Origin of the sequence: Neorhizobium descurainiae, from assembly GCF_051400715.1 — a bacterium.
Lineage (GTDB): Bacteria > Pseudomonadota > Alphaproteobacteria > Rhizobiales > Rhizobiaceae > Neorhizobium.
In genome coordinates this window covers 30,200-50,586 of sequence record NZ_JBLFFK010000030.1, presented here as the reverse complement: position 1 = coordinate 50,586, position 20,387 = coordinate 30,200, and the positions used below count along the sequence as shown (strand labels likewise).

18 protein-coding genes and 1 pseudogene are annotated in these 20,387 nt (G+C 61.5%); 5 read left to right on the top strand and 14 right to left on the bottom strand.

Translation table 11 applies throughout. From position 1 onward, the window contains the following. Positions 1-105: 105 nt before the first annotated feature. The 11 genes from ACMGE0_RS30565 to ACMGE0_RS30515 form a co-directional block, all read right to left on the bottom strand. Entirely contained in the window at positions 106-1,182 is a 1,077-nt protein-coding gene (locus ACMGE0_RS30565; RefSeq protein ID WP_436819647.1) for an ABC transporter ATP-binding protein, read from the bottom strand. Positions 1,183-1,210: 28 nt separating this feature from the next. Continuing rightward, positions 1,211-2,056: a phosphosulfolactate synthase gene (locus ACMGE0_RS30560; RefSeq protein ID WP_436819646.1), complete on the bottom strand. Its 846-nt coding sequence runs from the start codon at positions 2,054-2,056 to the stop codon at positions 1,211-1,213. Positions 2,057-2,069: 13 nt separating this feature from the next. Beyond that, a complete protein-coding gene (locus ACMGE0_RS30555; protein ID WP_436819645.1) occupies positions 2,070-3,431 on the bottom strand; it encodes an ABC transporter substrate-binding protein in 1,362 nt (453 codons plus the stop codon). Between the two features lie 144 nt (positions 3,432-3,575). Beyond that, entirely contained in the window at positions 3,576-4,919 is a 1,344-nt protein-coding gene (locus ACMGE0_RS30550) for an ABC transporter substrate-binding protein (protein WP_436819644.1), read from the bottom strand. 112 nt (positions 4,920-5,031) lie between these two features. After that, positions 5,032-5,892 carry a carbohydrate ABC transporter permease gene (locus tag ACMGE0_RS30545; protein ID WP_436819643.1) on the bottom strand — a complete coding sequence of 287 codons (861 nt, stop codon included), beginning with the start codon at positions 5,890-5,892 and terminating at the stop codon, positions 5,032-5,034. Further along, entirely contained in the window at positions 5,882-6,832 is a 951-nt protein-coding gene (locus ACMGE0_RS30540; protein ID WP_436819642.1) for a carbohydrate ABC transporter permease, read from the bottom strand. Before ACMGE0_RS30540 ends, ACMGE0_RS30545 begins: the two co-directional genes overlap by 11 nt. Next, positions 6,829-7,782: a hydroxymethylglutaryl-CoA lyase gene (locus ACMGE0_RS30535; RefSeq protein ID WP_436819641.1), complete on the bottom strand. Its 954-nt coding sequence runs from the start codon at positions 7,780-7,782 to the stop codon at positions 6,829-6,831. Before ACMGE0_RS30535 ends, ACMGE0_RS30540 begins: the two co-directional genes overlap by 4 nt. Then, a complete protein-coding gene (locus ACMGE0_RS30530; RefSeq protein WP_436819640.1) occupies positions 7,779-8,801 on the bottom strand; it encodes an NAD(P)-dependent oxidoreductase in 1,023 nt (340 codons plus the stop codon). The genes ACMGE0_RS30535 and ACMGE0_RS30530 overlap by 4 nt, the downstream gene beginning before the upstream one ends. Before the next feature lie 10 nt (positions 8,802-8,811). Next, positions 8,812-9,978 carry a mandelate racemase/muconate lactonizing enzyme family protein gene (locus tag ACMGE0_RS30525; RefSeq protein WP_436819639.1) on the bottom strand — a complete coding sequence of 389 codons (1,167 nt, stop codon included), beginning with the start codon at positions 9,976-9,978 and terminating at the stop codon, positions 8,812-8,814. A gap of 21 nt (positions 9,979-9,999) precedes the next feature. Beyond that, positions 10,000-11,133 carry a mandelate racemase/muconate lactonizing enzyme family protein gene (locus ACMGE0_RS30520; RefSeq protein WP_436819638.1) on the bottom strand — a complete coding sequence of 378 codons (1,134 nt, stop codon included), beginning with the start codon at positions 11,131-11,133 and terminating at the stop codon, positions 10,000-10,002. Between the two features lie 101 nt (positions 11,134-11,234). Further along, positions 11,235-12,164 carry an alpha/beta fold hydrolase gene (locus ACMGE0_RS30515; RefSeq protein WP_436819637.1) on the bottom strand — a complete coding sequence of 310 codons (930 nt, stop codon included), beginning with the start codon at positions 12,162-12,164 and terminating at the stop codon, positions 11,235-11,237. 465 nt (positions 12,165-12,629) lie between these two features. Here ACMGE0_RS30515 and ACMGE0_RS30510 point away from each other — a divergent pair, with 465 nt between their 5' ends. The 4 genes and pseudogenes from ACMGE0_RS30510 to ACMGE0_RS30495 form a co-directional block, all read left to right on the top strand. Next, positions 12,630-13,688 carry an ABC transporter ATP-binding protein gene (locus ACMGE0_RS30510; RefSeq protein ID WP_436819636.1) on the top strand — a complete coding sequence of 353 codons (1,059 nt, stop codon included), beginning with the start codon at positions 12,630-12,632 and terminating at the stop codon, positions 13,686-13,688. Next, on the top strand, positions 13,681-14,577 hold the full coding sequence (locus tag ACMGE0_RS30505) for a carbohydrate ABC transporter permease (protein ID WP_436819635.1): 897 nt from the start codon (positions 13,681-13,683) through the stop codon (positions 14,575-14,577). Before ACMGE0_RS30510 ends, ACMGE0_RS30505 begins: the two co-directional genes overlap by 8 nt. Next, positions 14,574-15,464: a carbohydrate ABC transporter permease gene (locus tag ACMGE0_RS30500; protein ID WP_436819634.1), complete on the top strand. Its 891-nt coding sequence runs from the start codon at positions 14,574-14,576 to the stop codon at positions 15,462-15,464. The genes ACMGE0_RS30505 and ACMGE0_RS30500 overlap by 4 nt, the downstream gene beginning before the upstream one ends. Before the next feature lie 203 nt (positions 15,465-15,667). Next, positions 15,668-15,963, top strand: a pseudogene (locus tag ACMGE0_RS30495) (ATP-binding cassette domain-containing protein); the annotation flags it as partial. Positions 15,964-16,385: 422 nt separating this feature from the next. Here the strand turns inward: ACMGE0_RS30495 and ACMGE0_RS30490 are convergent. Next, positions 16,386-16,691 (bottom strand): DUF1236 domain-containing protein, encoded by a 306-nt coding sequence (locus tag ACMGE0_RS30490; protein WP_436819633.1) that lies wholly within the window; start codon positions 16,689-16,691, stop codon positions 16,386-16,388. Positions 16,692-16,922: 231 nt separating this feature from the next. Here ACMGE0_RS30490 and ACMGE0_RS30485 point away from each other — a divergent pair, with 231 nt between their 5' ends. Beyond that, entirely contained in the window at positions 16,923-17,315 is a 393-nt protein-coding gene (locus ACMGE0_RS30485; protein ID WP_436819632.1) for a DUF1236 domain-containing protein, read from the top strand. Between the two features lie 474 nt (positions 17,316-17,789). Here the strand turns inward: ACMGE0_RS30485 and ACMGE0_RS30480 are convergent, their stop codons facing one another. Beyond that, positions 17,790-18,044 (bottom strand): helix-turn-helix domain-containing protein, encoded by a 255-nt coding sequence (locus ACMGE0_RS30480; protein WP_436819631.1) that lies wholly within the window; start codon positions 18,042-18,044, stop codon positions 17,790-17,792. 125 nt (positions 18,045-18,169) lie between these two features. Then, a complete protein-coding gene (locus ACMGE0_RS30475) occupies positions 18,170-20,380 on the bottom strand; it encodes an amylo-alpha-1,6-glucosidase (RefSeq protein ID WP_436819630.1) in 2,211 nt (736 codons plus the stop codon). Positions 20,381-20,387: the final 7 nt, after the last annotated feature.

Genomic DNA, 20,387 nt, shown 5'->3' with positions numbered 1-20,387 from the left:
AATTTAAAATCCATCCCGGCTTTGAATCTCGCATCGAACGCTATAACCGTCCAATGCTCAGTCGGACCCTCCCCATAACCGGAGCGCATAGGCTGCCGCTCACGCTCAGTGGGCGAGCGTCTGCCCCGTCGCCGGATCGAACAGCCGGATCCAGTCGCGGTTGAAGCCGAGATGGACGTTCTGACCGGTGGTCAGGCTCTCGTTGTCATGCAGGATCGCGGTGAAGGGCGTGCCGCCGACGGTGGCGGTCACATGGACCTCTGCGCCGGTCGGTTCCAGCACTTCGAGCCGCGTCTCAAGCCCCTCGCCCGCCGACTTCAGCTCCACATGTTCGGGCCTTATGCCGACCGTCACCGGCTGGCCGTGCCGCCCGGCCATCTCGGGGCCAAGAGGCACCGACTTTCCGTCGGCCAAGTCGACCGCCAGCGAAACCGCATCGCGGCGCAACGTGCCGCTCAGGAAATTCATCGCCGGCGAGCCGATGAACCCGGCCACGAAAATATTCGCCGGATTGCGATAAACTTCGCGCGGCGCACCGATCTGCTCGATCCTGCCGTCCTTCATGACGACGATCCGGTCGGCCATTGTCATAGCCTCGATCTGGTCGTGGGTGACATAGATCGAAGTGGTGCGCAGGCGCTGATGCAGCCGCTTAAGTTCGGTGCGCATATGCACACGCAGCTTGGCGTCGAGATTGGACAGCGGCTCGTCGAACAGGAATACCTTGGGATCGCGTACGATCGCCCGACCCATGGCAACACGTTGCCGCTGGCCGCCGGAAAGCTGGCGCGGATAGCGATCGAGAAGCTGGGTGAGGCCCAGCGATTCCGCTGCTTCCCTGACCTTCTGGTCGATTTCCGCTTTTGGCACGCCGCGCAGCTTCATGCTGAACGCCATGTTGGCATAGACGGTCTTGCGCGGATAAAGCGCATAGCTCTGGAACACCATGGCGATGTCGCGGTCGCGCGGGGCAAGATCGTTGACGATGGTCTCACCGATGCTGATATCCCCGCCGGTGATTTCCTCAAGGCCCGCGACCATGCGCAGAAGCGTGGTCTTGCCGCAGCCGGAAGGTCCAACGAGGACGACGAATTCCTCGTCCTCGACCGAGAGATTGACGGAATGCACGACTTCCAGCGCACCGAAGGCCTTGCGGATATTGGACAAGGTTACGGAAGCCATGGCGCGCTCCCCTCACCGTTTCGCCTGCTCATTGGCCCATCTCCGTACGGAAGCCGGCCACTCGGCCCCAGGTATCCTCGCGGCCCCAGACGCCGGTGCGAAGCCCGGTCAGCGCCATCAGATCGGAGGGATCGACGAAAATGTTGACGTCGCAGCCGAAGGTGCGGATCAGCCAGTTGAAGGTGGCGTTGTCGCTTGCCTCGAACATCAGCCGATCGAGACCGATGGTGCGGACCAGCTTGTAGACGAGATCGTAGGCCGGCTCCTTCACGTAGCGGAAGACGCCGTCTTCCTCGATGGTGATCTTCCAGGCACCGGCCTCCAGGCACTTCTCGCATTCGTCGATGATGATGTCCACGTTGGCGGGCGGGATTTCCGGATTGCGGCCGACCGGGCTGTAGGCCATGGCGACTTCAGGCTTGGCCTTCAGCCCCGCATCGACGACGGCGCGGATGAGGTCGAGCTTGTCGGAAAGTGGCAGGATCGCCGAGCCGCTCGACACCTCGATCGTCGTGAAGCCGAGCGTCTTCGCCTCCTCGATGAAGCGCCGCGGCGCGGTGCCGCCCGCCAGCAGAACCCGCTCCAGGAAGCCTCCGCTCGATACGTCGATGCCGTTGCCGCGAAGATAGGCGTTTTTCGCCTTTACGAGTTCGGCGCTGACGAGCCGCTGGCCGCCGGACGTCCATTTGACGGAGTCGACGTAATAGCCCATCACCTCGACGATATCCTGGAGCTGACGCAAGCTGATCGCCTTGTCGCGCAGCTCGGTCAGGCCCGTTTTCCGCGGCTTGGGCCACGGTTCGACGATCGGGAGGACGCTGGCGAATGCCAGTTCGGAACGGGAATTGTCATTCGCCATTGTCTTGTCTTTCATCTGCGATGCCGGATCACTTCAGGTCGGCGACGGTCTTTTCGAATTCCACCTGGCCCCACTTGGCCGCATCAGCCGGCGACATCTTCTCGATGAGCACCTTCTGCACGGCGGTTGCAGGAATGTTGCGGGCAATCACCGCGGCGATATAGGGGTTGAGCTGGCCGCCCGACTTCGCGGTGCCGCCCGAGAAGGTGGCACCGGCATCCGCGTCGAAATCGAGCGTGTTGGAGACGTCGAAGGCGACCTTGGCGAGATCAGGGCGCTTGCCGTAGATCGCGGTTTCGGCAATCAGGCCTGGGTCGGCGACCAGCGATTTCAGCGGCGAGATATCCTGTCCGCCGCGGGCCAGCAGATAGTCACGATAATATTTGCTGCCGAGAAAATAGGTGAGGAATTTCTTGGACTCGGGGATGTGCTTGCCGCCGATCTTTTCCGAAGCGAGCGCCATGCTGTTGGTGCCGGCGAAGAAGAACGAGCCGGCCGAACCGGCGGGGAACCGCACCGCCTTGGTATTGGCAAACATGTCCGGTGCGTTCTGGATGACGCGCAGCGCCAGCGCGCCCGAGGAAATCGCCATCGCCGCCTTGCCAAGCGCAAAGGCATCCGCGACTTCGTTGGTGCTGTAGGAGCCGAGGGCGGGCGGTGCGAAAGCCGCGAGGTCGCGCATCGTGTTGAGCGCCGCAACCGTGCCGGGATTATTGAAGGTGACCTTCATGTCCTTGTCGAAGAAGGTGCCACCGTTCGACCACATGAACTGCGCGAGCTGCAGGCTCGTCTGGCGCACGTTGGAGGCCGGATAGGCGATGCCGAACTGGCTGATCTGGCCGTTGGCACCCTTGACGGTCAGCGCCTCGGCCGCCTTCTTCAGCTCGTCCATATTGGTCGGCGGCTTGATGCCCTTGGCCTTCAGAAGGTCGTCACGATACCAGAGAATGCTGAAGTGGTTGATGACATAGGGAAGGTCGTAGACCTTGCCGTCGACCTTCACCACCGTGCCCGGAACGAAGGCGTCCTCGCCGATCGATTTGTAGACGTCGTCGAGCGACGCGAAATAACCTTGGCTACCCCAGACGAGGCGCTCTTCCGGAACGATCTTCACCACGTCGGGCGCGTTGCGCGCGTTGATTTCCGCCTGCAGCTTCTTCAGGCGCGCGGCAACGGCATAGACTTCCAGTTCCACATGAATAGTCGGGTTTTTCGCCTCGAATTCGGCGACCGCCCCCTTCAGCGCCTCCACCTGCGCCGGTTCGTTGTCGCTAGTCAGGAAGCGGATCGTGGTGCGCTCCTGCGCGAAGGCCGCGCCGCCGGCGGTCATCACCAGGGCGACGGCCGCACCGGCAAGAAGGGGCTTTGATATCGATGTCTTCATGGTCATGTCGGTTGATCCTCCCAGATCCTGTCAGTCTCGGGCACGAGCGGTCCGGTTCGCGCACGAGGGCTCGTTCGCATCCAGTCGATCTCGGTCTCGGGTTGCGGCCGGCTGCCTCACATTCAGCCGGCCCGTTCAGTCAGGCCTTCGTCAGTGCTTCTTCAACTCGTCGACAACAGCCTGCATTTCCTCCTGGCCCCACTTGGCGGCTTCCCTCGGATCCTCCCCCTGCAGCAGGACCTTCTGGAGCACGACGGCCGGAATGCTGCGGGCGATGATCGCGCCCATATAGGGGTTGGTGACGCCGGACTTCGTGACCTTGCCGTCCTTGATGATGGCACCCGCCTCGGATTCGAAGTCGAGGCCGTTGGCCGTCTCGAAGGCGGCGCGGGCGAGATCCTCGCGGCCCTTGATCTGCGGAATGCCGGCCTTGATGACGCCGTCCTGCACGCTCTTCAGCGGCGGGATGAGATGCGGGAAGGCGGTCAGCGAGAAGTTCTTCAGCCGCTCGCCGGTAACGAGGTACTTCAGGAACTTGGCCGCCGCTGCCGGCACCTTGGCGCCGACGGCGGGCGTCGACAGCGCGAAACTGTTGGCGCCGACAAAACGGACGTTCGCGCCGCTCGGGCCGACCGGATTGGAAGCCGCCTTGGTCTTTTCAAGCAGGTCCGGCCGGTTGGCCGCGACGTTGGCGACAAGGCGTCCGGCATAGATGTCCATGCCGAGGGTGCCGGTCATGTAGACGTTGATCATGTCCGGATGCGAATAGGAGCCGATGCCCTGCGGCGAATAGGCAGCCATCTTCTTCAGATATTCCAGCGTCTTGACAGTCGCCGGGCTGTTGAAGGTGACGTTCAGGTCCTTGTCGAAGAAGGTGCCGCCCGCCGACCAGATCATCTGGGCAAAAAAGATGCTGTTGGCGCGGTTCTTGCCGGCCGGAATGATGAAGCCCTTATTCGAGCCGCCGGTGATCGCCTTGGCGGCGGCTTCCATCTCGTCCCAGGTCTTCGGCGGCTGCAGGCCCTTGGCATCTAGCAGGTCCGACCGGTACCACATGACCCCGTAATCGCCTAGCGCATAGGGCATGTCGTAGACCTTGCCATCCACCTTGGTCAGAGAACCATTGGCGAAGTCATCGGCGCCGATCTCGTTGATCATGTCGTCAAGCGGCTGGATATAACCGTTGCGCGCGAAATCGAAGCGCTCTTCCGGCAGGATCTTGAAGACCTCGGGCATGGTCTTGGTATTGAGGCCGGCGAGAACCTTCTGAAGACGGCCATCAGTGTTGATGACCTCCATCTGCACGTCAATATCCGGGTTCTGCGCCTCGAAATCGGCGATCGCCTTGTTAAAGAACTCGATGCTCGGCGGGTCCGTCTCATTGTGCAGAAAGCGCACGACGTCCTTGGCATAGGCGGCGGAGGACATGCCCGCCACCAAGGCCGAAACGGTCAATGCCATGCGTATCGAAGTCAGTTTCAGCGTTGTTTTCATTGGTTTCCTCCCAAACCATTTCGAAAAGTATGCGCCCCGGTCCCTATTCGCTCAAATGCTGATTGCTCGTTCCGGCATAACCCCATGTTATCGGGCCAATGTTGTCGGAAGCTCATCCTTTCATCGCACCGTCCATGAGGCCGGCCATCATCCAGCGTTGCACCAGGAAATAGATGGCAAGCACCGGCAGCGTCATCAGCACGGCAGCGGCCAGAAGCATGCCCCAGTTGAACAGCACGTCCTCACCGATCCACAATGATAGGCCGAGCGGCAGGGTGCGATAGCGTTCCGACGAGATGAAGACGAGCGCGAACAGGAACTCGTTCCAGGCGGCTGTGAAGTTGATCGCGCCGACCGCGATGACGCCCGGAATGGTCGAAGGCAGCACGATGCGGAAGAGGCCGCCGATCCGCGAACAGCCGTCGATCCAGGCGCTTTCCTCGATATCGACCGGAACCGCATCAAAATAGGATTTGAGCAGCCAGACGGTAATCGGCAGCGTGAAGCTGGTATTGGCGAGGATCAGCGACAGCGGCGAATTCATGAAGCCGAGCGTCACCACGTAGACATAGAGCGGCACGACGAGCAGCGCTGCCGGCAGCATCTTCGAGATGAGGATGAGCTGACCGAAGCGCACGACATAGGTCATCCTGAAGCGACTGAGCGCATAACCCGCAAGCGAGCCGGCAAACAGCGCGAGCACCGTCGAACTTGTTGCGATGATGACGCTATTCAGGAAATAGGTGCCGAATTCCGTCGTGGTGAACAGCAGCCGGTAGTTTTCCAGCGTCCAGGTGACGGGGACAAGCGTCGGCGGGATCTGGTAGAGACCGACCTTGTCCTTGAAGGAGGTCACCAGCATCCAGTAGAACGGGAAGGCGTTGGCGGCGATCGCAATCCAGATGAGGAGCTGCCATCCGCCTCGCCAGGTCTTGCCAAGCATCTTGCTTTTGGCGCCGGGTCTATTTGTCATAGGCTTTGCTTCGCGCGGTGAACCAGCCGTGCAATGCCAGCGGGATCAGCATGATCAGGAACATCAGGATCGCCACGGCGCCTGCCCGGCCAACTTGGAAATCGACGAAGGCCTTGTTGTAGATCAGCACCGGCAGCGTGGTGGTAGCGTTGACCGGACCACCGCCGGTCAGCAGGTAGATGATGTCGAAGCTGTTGATATTGTAGATCATCCGGATGATGGCGGTGACGAAGAGCACGGGCAAAAGCGCCGGCAGCGTCACATGGACGAACTGCTGGAACGGCCGGGCTCCGTCGATCGAGGCCGCTTCATACTGTTCCTTCGGGATGTTCTGGAGCATGGCGAGCAGGATGAGCACGACGAAGGGGAAATGCTTCCAGGCGCCGATGAAGATCACCGAGGGCATCGCCCAGTTGGGGTCTTCGAGCCACAGGAGCGGCTGGCGGATTGCGCCGATCGTCATCAGCATATGATTGATGATCCCGACCAGGTCGTGGAACATATAGCGCCAGACGAGCACGGCGACGATGGTCGGCACGAGATAGGAAAACAGCGTGATGGCCCGCGCCAGCCCGCGCATCTTCAGCGGCTGGTTGAGCGCCAGCGCAAAGAGCAGGCCGAGCGCCATTTCCCCGAAGACGGTGCCGCCCGTCCAGATCAGCGTATTGATGAGACCCGAGGAGAAGTCCGGGCTGGCCAGCGCCCAGAGATAGTTCGAGATACCGTTCCACGGGCCGGAAAGATCGCCAGCATTGATGCGCTGGAAGCTCATCGTGATGACGTGGAAGAACGGTAAGAGCACGATCGCGCCGAGCAGCAGCGCAGCGGGCGCCAGCAGCAGACAGGCGATCAGGTTGTCGTTGGCGCGGCGGCTGCGCTTCGCCACTTTGGTGGCGAGGCGAGTCTTGACTTTGCTGTCGGTGACCGTGATGCTGCTCAAAGCGCCGCCCTCAGCCCCGAAAGCGTCCCGCCGCGCATCACGCAGCCCGGCAGTGGATGGCCGACCACCCGTTCCGCCAATCGCGCCGCCTCGATCAGCGCGTCGAGGTCGAGGCCAGTCCGGATCCCCATTTCCTCGCACATGAAGGCGAAATCCTCGGTGCAGACATTGCCGGCGGCACCCTTGTGGGCTGCGAACGGGCAGCCGCCGAGCCCGGCGATCGAGGTATCGAACATGGTGACGCCCATGGTGAGCCCGGCATAGGCGTTGGCGATGCCGAGGCCCCGCGTGTCGTGCAGATGCAAGCTCACCGGCAGGCCCGGATGGCGATCCTGCACCTCGCCGACCAGCCGGCGGATGGAGGCAGGCGTGCCCCAGGCCATCGTGTCGGCAAGCGACAGCATCTCGATCGGCAGTTCATACTCCCGCGCCAGCGACTGGATCCAGTCCACTTCTTCGAGCACCGTCTTGACAGAAATATCGCCCTGGAAATTGCAGCCGAAGGCGGCGGTGACCGACGCTTCCGTTACCAGAATGCCGAGTTCCTTGTAGCGGGCGATTTCCTGATGCGTATGCGCTAGATGTTCTTCCGGCGTCCGGTTGAGGTTGCGCTTCAGGAAGGCTTTCGAGGGATAGGAGCGGATCTTACCGGTGATGGTAAGGCCCTGCGAGGCGAGCGCCCGCTGCAGACCGCGCTCGTTGAACCAGATCGACGTATATTCGACCCGCGGCTTCATGGTGATGCCGGTGACGATCTCCTCTGCATCCGCCATCCCGGGAACTCGGCGCGGATCGACGAAGGAGGCGACCTGGATGCTCTTTAAGCCCGTGCGGGACAGCGCGTCGATCAGTTCGATCTTCGCGGCAGTGGAAATCGGTCCCGGCTCGATCTGGAACCCTTCGCGCGGGCCTTCTTCCGAAATCAGGACGGCTGATGGCAAGGCTGTCATGCGGGCACTCCTTTCCGGCTGCGAAGCGCGTCGGTATTGATCCCGTCGCTGATGGGAAGACCGGCCTCCAGCTTCTCGATATTGTCGATGATGAATGCGGCGCGCCGCTCCAGCACATCCGGCCCGCCGCCGGCGACATGCGGAGTGACGATGACGTTCGGCAGGCCGAAGAGCGGCGCTCCTGTACCAGCACGCTCGTCTGCGACCACGTCCAGCGCTGCAAAACCGAGCACGCCTTCCTTCAGGCAGCGGGTCAGCGCCTCCTGGTCGACGATCGCGCCGCGCGCCGTGTTGACGAGCAGGCCTTCCGGTCCGAGCAGGCGCATTCGCGCTTCGGTGACCAGATGCTGCGTTTCCTCCGTCAGCGGCACATGCAGGGTGACGATGGAGGAGCGGGCAAAGAGATCATCGAGATCGTCCGCGAAGGCCAGCCGCCCATCGGCCTGCTCCGCTTCAAACCCGTGCCGTGAGGCCATCTCGTCATAAACCAGCACATTGCAGCCGAAGGCTAACAGCAATCGCGCGACCATCCGGCCGATGCGACCGAAGCCGACAATGCCAGCCGTCCTGCTGCCAAGCTGCCGGATATGGGCGCGGATTTGCCAGGTCGGCCATTCGCCCTTGCGGCGGATTTCGTCATCCCCCTGTGGGATGCGTTTCAGGACCGAGAGGATCAGCGCGAGCGCATGTTCGGAAACCGCCTCGGCAAGCCCCGCCGGACAGACAGCAAAGGCGATGCCCTGCTCGGTCAGCGCGTTGACGTCGATGTCGTCGTAGCCGACACCGAACTTGTTGACCAGTTTCAGCTTCGGCGCCTCAGCGACGAGCGGCCCCGTCACCCGCGTCGCCGACACGACCATATAATCGAGCTGCGGCAGGGCAGCGCGGAACTCCGGCGTATCGGCGGGGCCGTTGCTCATCACGAAATTCCACCGGTCGCCGATGAGGCGCGTGAACAGCGTCTCCACTTCCGAGCTTGGCTTGCCGAGATAACCGATGGTTTTCTTCGAAGCGCTCATGGTTCCGGCTCTATGCATCATACCAGGCGACCGCATCCGGCGGCCGGATCTGCGTCAGCTTGCCGGAGAAGTGGCGGAGCTGGTGCATCTGGTAGGGGTGTTTCTTCGCCTGTTCGAGATCGATCCGGACGCCCAATCCCGGCCGGTCGGAGATTTCGAGGCAGCCATCCTTGAAGGTGCAGGCCTCATCGGCGACCTCGCGCCGCCAGGGTACGTCGGTGACCATGATTTCGAGGAAGCTCACCGCCGGCCAGGCCATCGCCGCATGCATCGAAGCGGCATGGCAGATCGGGCCGTTCGGATTGTGCGGCGACATGGAAAGGCTGGCGCTTTCGACCAGTCCATTGACGAGCACCATTTCCGTAAAGCCGCCGATATGAACGACGTCGGGCTGCAGGAAATCGACCGCTTCCGCCTTCAGGAGATTCTGCACGTCGAAGCGCGAATAACAACGCTCGCCGGCGGCGATCGGCACGTTGACGGCACGGCGCACCTCGGCCATCTCGAAAGGCCGGCCCGGCGGAATGGGCTCCTCGAGCCAGGAGACTTTGAACTCTTCCAGTGCCCGCCCGATCTCGATCGCCGTGTTGACGTCGAAACGGCCATGCGCCTCGATCATCACGTCGGTATCCTTGCCCACGGCGCTGCGCACCGCATCGACATGTTCCATCGCGAGATTGATGCCGGACCGTGGCATGGCGCGGTAAGCGGCGCCGAACGGGTCCCACTTCAGCGCGCGGAACCCTTTGTCGACGATCTGCTTGGCCTTCTCGCCGAACTCTTTCGGCGTGTTGGCGCCGACATACCAGCCGTTCGCATAGGCGGGGACGGGGCGTCTTGCACAGCCGCCCAGCAGCGTATGGACCGGAACACCGAGCACGCGGGCCTTGGCATCCCACATGGCCACGTCGAGGGCGCTGATCGCCGCCGACATGACCGGGCCGGTCAGCCAGTAGCTCTCGCGCCGCATCCTGCCCTGCAGCACCGAAACGTCGAATACGGATTCGCCGACGAGGCGGGCACCCCACATTTCGATCATCGCAGCAACCGCAGGCTCGGTGCCGATCAGGGTGGATTCACCGAAACCCACCGTGCCGTCCTCAAGGGTGATCATGGCGAACACCCAGTTGGTGCGGAAATTGTCGACGGTGATGCAGGAAACGTCTTTGATCTTCATGTCTTCTTTCCAGGAATGGGATCAGGACCAGGCGTCGACCGCATAGCGCTCGACCACATCGGTCTCGAAGTCGAAGCCGAGGCCGGGTTCGGTCGGTAGCACGAGTTCGCCGTTCCGCAGCTCGAACTGCCGGTCGGCGAGCTGGCGGAAGGGCACGATGCTGTCGTCGGCAAAATATTCGGCGAACAGCGCGTTCGGGGTCGATGCGACGAGATGCGCATGCAGGTGATGAACGGAATGTGGCGCGACCGCGACGCCGAAACTCGCAGCGGTCGCCGTCACCCGGCGGAATTCGGTAATCCCGCCGCAGACCATCGCATCCGGCTGCAGTACGGCGATCCGACCGCGCTCGATCAGCTCGCGATGGCCCCAGCGGCCGCCGATGATCTCGCCGGTGGCGATCGAGATCGGCAGCGCCGCTGCCAGCCGCGCGTGATTGTCGAGATCGTCCGGCCCGAAAGGTTCCTCGATCAGGAACGGTCGGTGCTCGAGAAGCGGCGCAATGTAACGCAGCGCGGACGGCAGGTCCTTCCAGGCATTGTTGGCATCGAGGAGCAAGATGCCATCCGGGCCCAGGACCTGCCGAGCCGCCGCCACGCGCGCTTCCTCCACTGAAGGCGCGAGCCCGCCGATCTTGATCTTCACCGCCTTGAAACCGGCTTTCACATACCCTTCCACCTCGGCGGCGACGAGATCGGGCGGCGAGTGTGAGCCGTCGCCCTTGCCGTAATACCCGCCGCTTGCATAGGCGGGCACCGTCTCCTTGCGATAGGCGCCGAGAAAGCGCCAGAGCGGCAGGCCGACGGCCCGGGCGTTACGATCCCAAAGAGCCGTATCGACGGCGCTCAGCGCCCGCATGACGGCGCCGGTCCGGCCGTTGAGCAGCGTTTCCTGGTGGAGTTCCTGCCAGAGACCTTCGGTGCGATGCGGATCTTCGCCGATCAGGCCAGGCGCGAGCATGTGGCGCACCGCATCGGTTGCGAGCCTGCCGTATTTCGTGCCGCCATGGCAGAAGCCGAGGCCGTAGCTATCGTCCGAACAGGAGATGCGCACCAGCGTATAGTGCCGGGCATCGACCTTGCGGGTCGAGAAGGAGACCGCCGATCGAAGCGGAATGCGGACGGTGCGCGCTTCCACCTTGGTAATGTGAACCATGTCAAACCTGCATTTTCGTTATGAATTGGCGCCGGCCGGCCTCGTTTCACGCGACCGGCGCCGAGGTTCCGGAGGGGCGGGACAAACGACCAAACCTGCGCTCAGAGCGCCCTGTTGGCCTGCTGAACGAAGGCCTTAAGATCGGCATTGAACCGGTCCGCGTCATCGACGAAGAGGAGATGGCCGGCGTCCTCGTACCAGAAGAGCTTGGAGCCCCTGATGGTCGAGAGGATGTACTGGCTAGTCGCCTTGGGGTTCACCACGACATCCTTGGCGCCATAGAACAGCGCAGTCGGAACCTTCACCTTTTCCAGCACGTCGCCATTGTCGACGTTTCGGACGGAAAGGATTGAGCGGACATTCGGCGGCACCTGCATGTTGAAGGCGACGATGCGGGCATATTCATCCCGCGGCAGCGGCTTGGCGGCCATGGACTTCACGAAGTTCAACGTGCCGGTGATATTTTCCTCCGAGCGCTCCGAACGGAGGTTGCCGGCTGCGGAACCGGTACTCGATCCGGCGCCCTTGAAGTTCGCCGCGGAAGGAACGCCGCGCTTGGTCGAGCTGGCGATGAAGCCGAGGCCGGACAGATCGCCGTCGCCGTATTTGCGCAGATAATCGCAGATCACGAAACCGCCGCCAGACCACGACACCACGAAAGGCTTCTTGAGGTTGAGGCTCTTGATCACGGCGTTGATGTCGTCGGCATTGTATTCCGCTGTGTTATAAGCGGCCTCGTCGAGCGGCTTCTCGGACTCGCCGTGGCCACGCAGATCAAGCGCGACAATCCTGAAGTCCTTGGCGAGATCACTCGCATACTGTCTGTTCCAGATGAGATGGCTTTGGGTCGTGCCGTGGATGAACAGGATCGGCGGGCCGTCCTGCTTCCCCCAGGAATAGACGGCCAGCTTCAGATGGTTGCCGCCTTCCACCTGCTTGTAGGTGCCGACCGGATCCATCGCGCACGACGGCTCGGCCATCAGCGGCAGACTTACCAATGCAGCCGCCATGGACAATGCGAAATGCCTCATCTCAATCCTCCCTTGCTATTCGAAACTTTCGAAAGCCCAAGACGCATCGTTCCCATCATCGCTGAGGGGCGGCTTCTTTCCTCATAGGCTTCTTGCTTCGAAACGGCCGCTCCCTGCAACGCGTTGGCAAACTATCCCATCCGTTTCTCGAAAGTGTCCAATTCCAAATCCGGGCAGCCGCATAACCGGTAGTTATCAGGCAGGGCGCCATAGGCGTGCTCCGCCAGGCGGACAGACCAATAACCTGAGGTTATGCGGGCAGCCCGGAAACGCACTTGCCGTATCGGCTTCTGCATGTGAGCATGACCATGAGCACGTCTGCTCCGGGCGCCGCAGTTCCGTCTTCGGCCGTCCGACACGGGAGGAAGACGGTACGAACGGCATGTCGAAGCCTGCATTTGCAGGCGTGAGATCGCATGTCCGGATGACCACTAGAAGCGAGGCGCCGCGCACGCGGCGAACGGGATGGCCAAAGTCAGTATTCGTGGACTGTGCAAGGCGTTCGGCGCCTACAACGCCGTAGCCGACATTAACTTGGAAGTCGCGGAGGGAGAATTCGTCGTGCTTCTCGGCCCGTCGGGCTGTGGCAAGTCGACCCTTCTGCGCATGCTTGCTGGCTTGGAGATGCCGACCTCCGGCGACATCCAAATCGGCGACCGCTTGGCGACACGGTTAAAGCCAAAGGACCGCAACATCGCGATGGTCTTCCAGAACTATGCGCTCTACCCGCACCTGACGATCTACGAGAACATCGCCTTCCCGTTACGCGTCCACGGCGTCGCATCGTCCGAGATCGACAAGAAGGTGCGCTGGGCCGCGTCGCTGGTCGATATCGAACGGCTGCTGCAACGCAAGCCGCGCCATGCGTCCGGCGGGGAGAGGCAGCGCACGGCGCTCGCTCGGTCGCTGGTGCGCGATCCGGATCTCTTCCTGCTCGACGAACCGCTTTCCAACCTCGATGCGAAGCTGCGCCATACGGCCCGAGACGAATTGAAGATCTTCCAGAAGCGCGTTGGGCTGACTTCGATCTACGTTACCCACGACCAAGTCGAGGCGATGGGGCTCGGCGACCGAATCGTCGTCATGGAGGGCGGGCGTATCCACCAGATCGGCACGCCGGAGGACATCTACCAGCGTTCAGCCGATACGTTCGTCGCGACCTTCATCGGCTCGCCGCCGATGAACCTCATCGACGACGGCAACCGCAAGATCGGCTTCCGGCCGGAAACCTTCCTGCCCGAAAGCTTCTTCGGCAGCCGCGGCGGTGTCATCCGCATCCCGTTCCGCGTCGACCGCATCGAATATCTCGGCGGTGAGCGGTTGCTCTACGGTGTCACCCAGGCGCCTTTCGCAAGCGGCAATGCCATCGCCCGCCTGCCGATCAGCGTCGATGCCGCCATCCGGCAGGATACGGTCATGCCGTTCGCCGTGCTCAATGAGAGTCTCCGCTTTTTCGACAGCCGGACCGGGCTTGCTACCGATCTCGATGCGGCCGCACCGGTGCAGAGGGTTGCGCATGTCTGAGAACCGCACCACGCTTCCCGGCGACCGCGCGGTCGCCTACGGCGCGCTCGCTCCGAGCGCCCTCCTCCTCATCCTGCTCGTCGCGGTTCCGACCATCACGGTCATCGCGGTCAGCATGCAATCGGTCGGCTTCGGCAAGACGAGCGGTCCCTTCGTCGGCTTCAACAATTTCATCTGGGCCTTCAAGAGCCGTGATCTCGCCCGTGCGCTGGGCAACACCTTTGTCTGGGTGTTCGGCAGCGTCGCGCTGGAAATGATCCTAGGCCTTGGCTTCGCACTGCTGCTCAACAAGACTTTTGTTTTTCGCGGGATCGCCCGCGCCATCATCCTCGCTCCCTATCTGGTACCGACAGTGGTCGCAGTGCTCGTCTGGCGCTATATGTTCCACGACATCATCGGAGTGATGAACTACATCCTGATGGAAATCGGCGCAATTGATGCGCCGATGCTGTGGCTGAACAGCCAGGGCACCGCCATGCTGACGGTCATCATCGTTGCAGTGTGGAAATTCTTCCCCTTCGTCGTGCTCGCGATCCTCGGCATCCTGCAATCAATCCCGCAGGAGCAGTATGAGGCGGCCCAGATCGATGGTGCGAACGACTGGCAGCAGTTCTGGCGCATCACGCTCCCGCATATCCTGCCGGTCTTCCTGCTGACGGCGCTGCTCCGCACCATCTGGACCTTCCACAAGTTCGAGATCATCTACCTGCTGACGGGCGGCGGTCCGGTCAATGCCACTACCACGCTGCCGGTGCTCGTCTATCTCAAGGGCTTCGTGGATTTCGAACTCGGACGCGCCGCGGCGATCGCCCTTCTTACCATGGGCATCATGTTCATCCTGATGCTTCTCTATACGAGAGGCCTGAAATGGGCGGAGTCACGTCAATGAGCACAGTTCAGGCCCTGCCCGCCTTTGCCCGCTCGCGCAGTTGGGACCTTCAGGACCTCCAGGATGTCAGTCGCCGCTTCGCATTCTACATGCTGGTCATCACCGGCGTGACGGTGATCGGCTTCCCGCTCTTCTGGATGCTCGTCTGCTCCTTCAAGGGCGGCGGCGAGCTCTATATCTTTCCACCGACCTTCCTGCCGCAGCAATGGACCCTGCAGAACTATCGCGATCTGTTCATACAGACCAACTTTCTGACCTATTTCGCCAACAGCCTGATCGTTGCCTGCGGCGCGACTGCCGCTTCGCTCTTCATTGGCGCTTTCGGCGCCTATAGCCTCAGCCGCTTCGATTTCATCGGCCTCAAGTCGTTCTCCAAGGCGGTTCTGGTCTGCTACATGCTGCCGGAAGTGCTGCTGGTCATCCCGCTCTATGTCTTCGTCGTCCAGTTCAACATGGCCGATACGCTGATCTCGCTGATCATCGCCAACACCGCTTTCACGCTGCCGCTGACGCTTTGGTTCATGCGCTCCTATTTCAACGCCATTCCGGTGAGCCTGGAAGAAAGCGCAATGATCGACGGCTGCTCGCGGATCGGCGCGCTTTGGCGCGTGACGCTGCCGCTCGCAGCACCCGGCCTCGTGTCGGTAGGCATTTTCAGCTTCAACCACGCTTGGAACGAGTTCCTCTTCGCGATCGTCTTTACCTCGTCGGAGACCAACAAGGTGCTGTCCGTCGGCCTGGCGACCTGGATCGGCGCGGACAATATCTATTCCTGGGGCATGCTCCTATCAGCCGCCGTGCTGATCACCATTCCGGTGGTCGTGCTCTACCTTCTGGTCCAGAAAAGGCTGGTGGTCGGATTGAGCGAGGGCGGCACGAAAGGCTGAGAGATGAGTTCATGTCAACGCTCTTGAAGGGAATCGAACCTGAGGCCCATTTTTCATCGATGCCGTCGAATTAATGCTCGGGTCTGGAGACTGAAGCGAATTTCCCAGGCGCTAATGCCACAACGCCGAGATTGGCACGGCGGATAGGCGTTCCCCAAATGGGATCACGCTTTGTATACATGCATTCAAGGCTCCTTGGCTGCTCAGCCGGCCAACGACAACGCATCGCACTGGCAAGAGCTCTGGTGCGCGATCCGGAAATCCTGATCCTCGACGAGGCCACGAATGCCATGGACGGGTTGTCGGAGGCCTCGATCGTGGGGACCTTGAAATCAGGGCCGGAGGCCGCACGACAATCGTCATCGGCCATCATCACAGCACCATTTCCTTCTGCGACGAGGTGGTCATCCTCGGTGGCGGCCGCGTCCGCGATCAGAAGTCCTTTGCAGAAGTGGCCTCATTGAGCATGGACCAGCTTTACGAACATGGAAACCCCTGATCGTAACCCCGGGCCAGCGGCCGGTTTCGTCACTCTGTAGCGCGTTGGCCTCTTGCTTTTCTATTTCAACATTGTTGCAAATAGGCGCTCGCCTCCCTCACCCTTGGCTGCTTCACTACCCGGAGAATAGGGTTGAGGGCCGACTTGGTTTACGAATGGATACCCGCAAGGCTCGCAGGGCCTCCTCGATGACCCTAGTACCCTATGCAATCGGAGCTCTTCCCCGTGCCATTGTGTTGGGTGTGATCCCGCTCGTTCCGGCAGCCCTGTGCCAGGCGGTGGGGACTTTACAAGCAGACGCGCGGCGATCATTGCATTCTTCCAACAATGTTGACGAAAGACGGCGCGGCGCCCCGCCGCGCCAGTCATGCTGTGTTCTTCATTTCATTCGGTCGGGATGCTCACCCTCATACGGGTGAACATCAGTTGATCACATGGACGACCTTGCGGGTGTCGGGTTCCACGAGCACCGTCTTGCCGCTGACGACCGCATAGCGGTATTTCACGTCGGGGACGTCGACGGTATGGAGCTCGACGGTTTCGGGAAGCGTCGCCCCGACGCTGACAGTGAGGTCCGGCACGTCGACCGACTCCACCTTGTGCTTGGTGACATATTCCTTGATGACGGTCTCCTGCTCTGGAGCAATGACCACGGTCTGAGCCGATGCCGCGATCGCGCCGGCCGTGAGCATCAGTGCGGAGACAGCCGAAATCATGAGCTGCTTCATCTTCTTATCCTCTTGTCCTTATTGATGTTTCTCGTCTCGCGAGATGCGCATCGAACACGCCTGGCAAAATCAAGTTCCCGACCTCGGACTTCAGTCCCAGTAGCCTCCGACCAAAGCCCGTGTGGCATCGCGTCTCCCGTAGGACTGAAGCCTGACCGTGGGAACCGGGGTCAACATACGACGTTGCTGAGCGCACGGCATGATGCCGCAGCAATGAAGGAGAACATGACGATGAAGAAGCATCTCATCCTGACAGGCATCCTGTCCCTGGTCGCCGGATCAGCCTATGCCCAGTCTTCGACCGTCAACGGAGCGGCGGGCGGCGCGGTCACCGGTGCGATCGTCGGCGGACCGGTCGGCGCCGCGGTCGGTGGCGTCGTGGGCGCAGTGGCTGGCACCGCCATCGATCCTCCGCCGCCGACCGTTGTGACCTATGTCCGCGATCTGCCTGAACCCGAGGAGCAGGTCGTGGTGAAGGAAAAGCTGGCCGTCGGTCAGCCCCTGCCCTCGAGCGTCGTCGTCAAGACGGTCCCGGACAACCCTAAATATGCCTATGCGGTCGTCAACAAGCAGCGGGTTATCATTGAACCTTCGTCTCGAAAAGTCATTCAGGTAATCGACTAGGGATGCTGGGGCGGGATACCCCACTCCCAATTTGGATGAAAAACATGGCATACCGTCGCCAACCAGCCGCCAGCAGCCGAAGCCTCCCAATCCTGTTGACCCTGATGATGATGGCTGGGATGGTCGCCGCACTGATTGTGCTGAACGACCCATCCAAGATGGCTCCCGCGCGCGTATATGTTCCTGAGCTCGACCGGCAACCCAAACAGCCGGTCGAGACGGGTAAATGGCAAGGCGTTCGTAGACAGTCGCCTCATTAGCATTTGCCCATTAGAATTTGTAGGATGGCGGCTCCTGGCTTGCAGGGTGGGTCTCCAATTCGGTGTTCATGGCGCGGTAGATGGCACGCCTACCTCCGCCTGCTGTTGGACGAATCTCAACCGCCTCTCAATTTCAGCGCGCATGCACCACAGAGGCGGCAAGCAGTCCAAGGCTGCTGAAATAATCATTAGGTCTCCAGACAGCTACATCGGCTTAGGACGGATAAAGTTGACGGCCGAGCTTGCTGACAAGCGACTGCAGTTGCGGCGATAACCCAATGACATTCATCCTGTCAGATGCGGACTGCAGACGTATCATGTCAATTGCCAGGGCGTAAAATCCCGGGGCTTCGGCCTCACCATCTTCGATCGCCTGGATTGTTTGCAGTGGCAGGCCGAGTTTTTGGCTGAATGCCAACTGGGTCAGGCCTACTGCTTCGCGCGCCGCAATGAACTCCTGAGCTCTCATTTGCACTCCTCCTTCCAAAGGAACGCCGCAGCTACAAGAATGTTTCAGGTCCGCATGGGTATGGACCGAACTGGCGGCATGGCCGCGATCCACAGCGTCATGGCCCACACACGACGGCGCTGACCCTATACCGTCGTCAAGAGGTGCACCTTGCCTTTCCGGTCAAGAACGTCGACGACGACATGACGACCCGAGCGGCGGATGGCGACATCCGCCGAGCCATCGCCGATAAGGAGATGCCGCAAAGTCACCTCGTCCAGAAACGCCGGGAGTTGTGGCTCGTTGAAGCTGATCTGCAGCGCTTCGGGCCCGAAGTGCAAGCCCAGGCAGGACTGGAGGAGCGACAGAGGAGCAGCAGCCGCCCAGGCCTGCGGAGAGCAGGCGACCGGGTAGAAAGTCGGTCCGTGGGCTCGCTGGCGTGGCATGCCACAGAAAAGCTCCGGCAGGCGGCGCAAGTCGATATAGGTCGCCGCGGCGAACAGGCCTTCGAAAATCCGGGCCGCTTCCCGGCGATATCCGTAACGGGAAAATCCGCTGGCGATGATCGCATTGTCATGCGGCCAGATTGAACCGTTGTGGTAGCTCATGGGATTGTACCGCGCCTCCGTGGAGGCGATGGTGCGAATGCCCCAGCCACAGAAAGACGAAGCGCTCATCAGCGTACGGACGACGAGCTTGGCCCGCTCGGGATAGGCTATGCCGGTAAAGAGCGCGTGGCCGGCATTCGAAGATCGCACGCGGCAGGGACGTTTGTCTCCGTCGAGCGCCAGGACATAAGTGCCGAGTTCCTCGTCGAAGAAGCTGATGTCGAATGCCCGACGCAGGCCCTCCGCCCTTGCGAGAAGGCGTGCGGCCCGCTCAGGCGGGCCAAGCACGCGGAAAATCTCCTCCCCCGCCTGCCAGGCGCCATAGACATAGGCCTGGACCTCGGCAATGGCGATCGGACCCTTGGCCAGCGTTCCGTCGGCATGGAAGACGGAATCGTAGCTGTCTTTCCATGCTTGGTTGATCAGTCCTTCTTCCGTCAGGCGGCCGTATTCCACGAAGCCGTCGCCATCCCTGTCCCCATGCTCGTCGATCCATGTCAGCGCCGCTTCGATATGCGGCAGGAGCCTCCGGATCATCGCAAGATCGCCCGTCCGTTTGAGATATTCGCCGGCGAGCATCACGAACAAAGGCGTGGAATCGATGCTGCCGTAGTAACGCCGGAAAGGGACTTCGCCAAGTTCGGCCATTTCTCCAGAGCGTACCTCGTGCAGGATTTTTCCGGGCTCGGCGTCCGAGGCGGGGTCCATTTCCATTGCCTGGTTCGCCGCCAGATGCCCGAGAACCCCGCGGGCAATCTCCGGATCGAGCCAGAGCGTCTGCAAGGCCGTGATGATGGCGTCCCGGCCGAAGACCGTGCTGAACCATGGAATGCCGGCATAGGGATAAGGTCCCTCCGGTGTATCGGTGATCAGCATGTAGAGATCGGACACGCTCCGCCGTGCCATCTCGTTGAAGATGTCGTTGGAGGTGACGATCGAAGCCGCCCTCGACGACGAGGCGCGCAGGGCCCGCCGGGCATCACGCAGTGCAAGGAAGAAGGAACGGTGGTTCGGTCGATGTCCTTCGGTTTCGTCGCAGCCGATTTCGATGAACAGCGGCCGGGTTTCATGCGGCGCCAGGTGAAGGTCATAATAGACGAGATCACTGCCAAGCTCATCGGGCTGCGGGTCGAAAGAAAGGCGCGTCGATCGCTTGCGATTGTCCAGGCCGACATAGGAGAGCAAGATCGAATCCTGCTCTATGATGGCTGGGAGATACCGCCCCCTCCTGGCTCTGGCGGTTCCTCGGACTTCGAAGAGATCGGCGAAATCGGCCCAAAAGGCGATCTCGATGCGGACATGCTGCGGCCGATCGTCATAATTTCTCACGCTCAACCGTTCATGACAGCGCGCGTTCCAGAGGAAGCGGGATCTGCGCAAGTGGATCAGGTCGTGGCCGAGGACGAGCTTTTCGGTGTCGTCGAACAGATCGGGATTGGTGAGATCGCAAGTGAGCGTGGCGTTGTCGTCGCGCAATATCGACGACAGCAACATTGGCCGCTTGCCGTTGATCGTCAGGTAGAGATGCGAGAGGTAACGCGTGTCCCGATGGAAAAGGCCCTCCGGGCTGCCCGGCCCGGAAAGCACGTCGCCATTGTGATCGAAAACTGCGAATGTGTCCGCGTGCTTTAAGGTTCTCGGCCGCCGCTCTTGGAGCGAAGCGGCAGCCGGAATGAAGAACTGGGCGATCGGCGCGCTTGGGCGTTGCTGCTCAGGATTGGGCTTGCTGCCGGCCGAAGCGATCGACATGGCATCC

Excerpts from the sequence above, each read along its gene's own strand:
- ACMGE0_RS30500 (WP_436819634.1), top strand. The coding sequence starts at position 14,574 with ATGAGCACAGTTCAGGCCCTGCCCGCCTTTGCCCGCTCGCGCAGTTGG.
- ACMGE0_RS30475 (WP_436819630.1), bottom strand. The coding sequence starts at position 20,380 with ATGTCGATCGCTTCGGCCGGCAGCAAGCCCAATCCTGAGCAGCAACGC.
- ACMGE0_RS30515 (WP_436819637.1), bottom strand. The coding sequence starts at position 12,164 with ATGAGGCATTTCGCATTGTCCATGGCGGCTGCATTGGTAAGTCTGCCG.
- ACMGE0_RS30505 (WP_436819635.1), top strand. The coding sequence starts at position 13,681 with ATGTCTGAGAACCGCACCACGCTTCCCGGCGACCGCGCGGTCGCCTAC.
- ACMGE0_RS30510 (WP_436819636.1), top strand. The coding sequence starts at position 12,630 with ATGGCCAAAGTCAGTATTCGTGGACTGTGCAAGGCGTTCGGCGCCTAC.
- ACMGE0_RS30480 (WP_436819631.1), bottom strand. The coding sequence starts at position 18,044 with ATGAGAGCTCAGGAGTTCATTGCGGCGCGCGAAGCAGTAGGCCTGACC.
- ACMGE0_RS30530 (WP_436819640.1), bottom strand. The coding sequence starts at position 8,801 with ATGAGCGCTTCGAAGAAAACCATCGGTTATCTCGGCAAGCCAAGCTCG.
- ACMGE0_RS30520 (WP_436819638.1), bottom strand. The coding sequence starts at position 11,133 with ATGGTTCACATTACCAAGGTGGAAGCGCGCACCGTCCGCATTCCGCTT.
- ACMGE0_RS30560 (WP_436819646.1), bottom strand. The coding sequence starts at position 2,056 with ATGAAAGACAAGACAATGGCGAATGACAATTCCCGTTCCGAACTGGCA.
- ACMGE0_RS30485 (WP_436819632.1), top strand. The coding sequence starts at position 16,923 with ATGAAGAAGCATCTCATCCTGACAGGCATCCTGTCCCTGGTCGCCGGA.
- ACMGE0_RS30565 (WP_436819647.1), bottom strand. The coding sequence starts at position 1,182 with ATGGCTTCCGTAACCTTGTCCAATATCCGCAAGGCCTTCGGTGCGCTG.
- ACMGE0_RS30555 (WP_436819645.1), bottom strand. The coding sequence starts at position 3,431 with ATGACCATGAAGACATCGATATCAAAGCCCCTTCTTGCCGGTGCGGCC.
- ACMGE0_RS30545 (WP_436819643.1), bottom strand. The coding sequence starts at position 5,892 with ATGACAAATAGACCCGGCGCCAAAAGCAAGATGCTTGGCAAGACCTGG.
- ACMGE0_RS30490 (WP_436819633.1), bottom strand. The coding sequence starts at position 16,691 with ATGAAGCAGCTCATGATTTCGGCTGTCTCCGCACTGATGCTCACGGCC.
- ACMGE0_RS30535 (WP_436819641.1), bottom strand. The coding sequence starts at position 7,782 with ATGACAGCCTTGCCATCAGCCGTCCTGATTTCGGAAGAAGGCCCGCGC.
- ACMGE0_RS30525 (WP_436819639.1), bottom strand. The coding sequence starts at position 9,978 with ATGAAGATCAAAGACGTTTCCTGCATCACCGTCGACAATTTCCGCACC.
- ACMGE0_RS30550 (WP_436819644.1), bottom strand. The coding sequence starts at position 4,919 with ATGAAAACAACGCTGAAACTGACTTCGATACGCATGGCATTGACCGTT.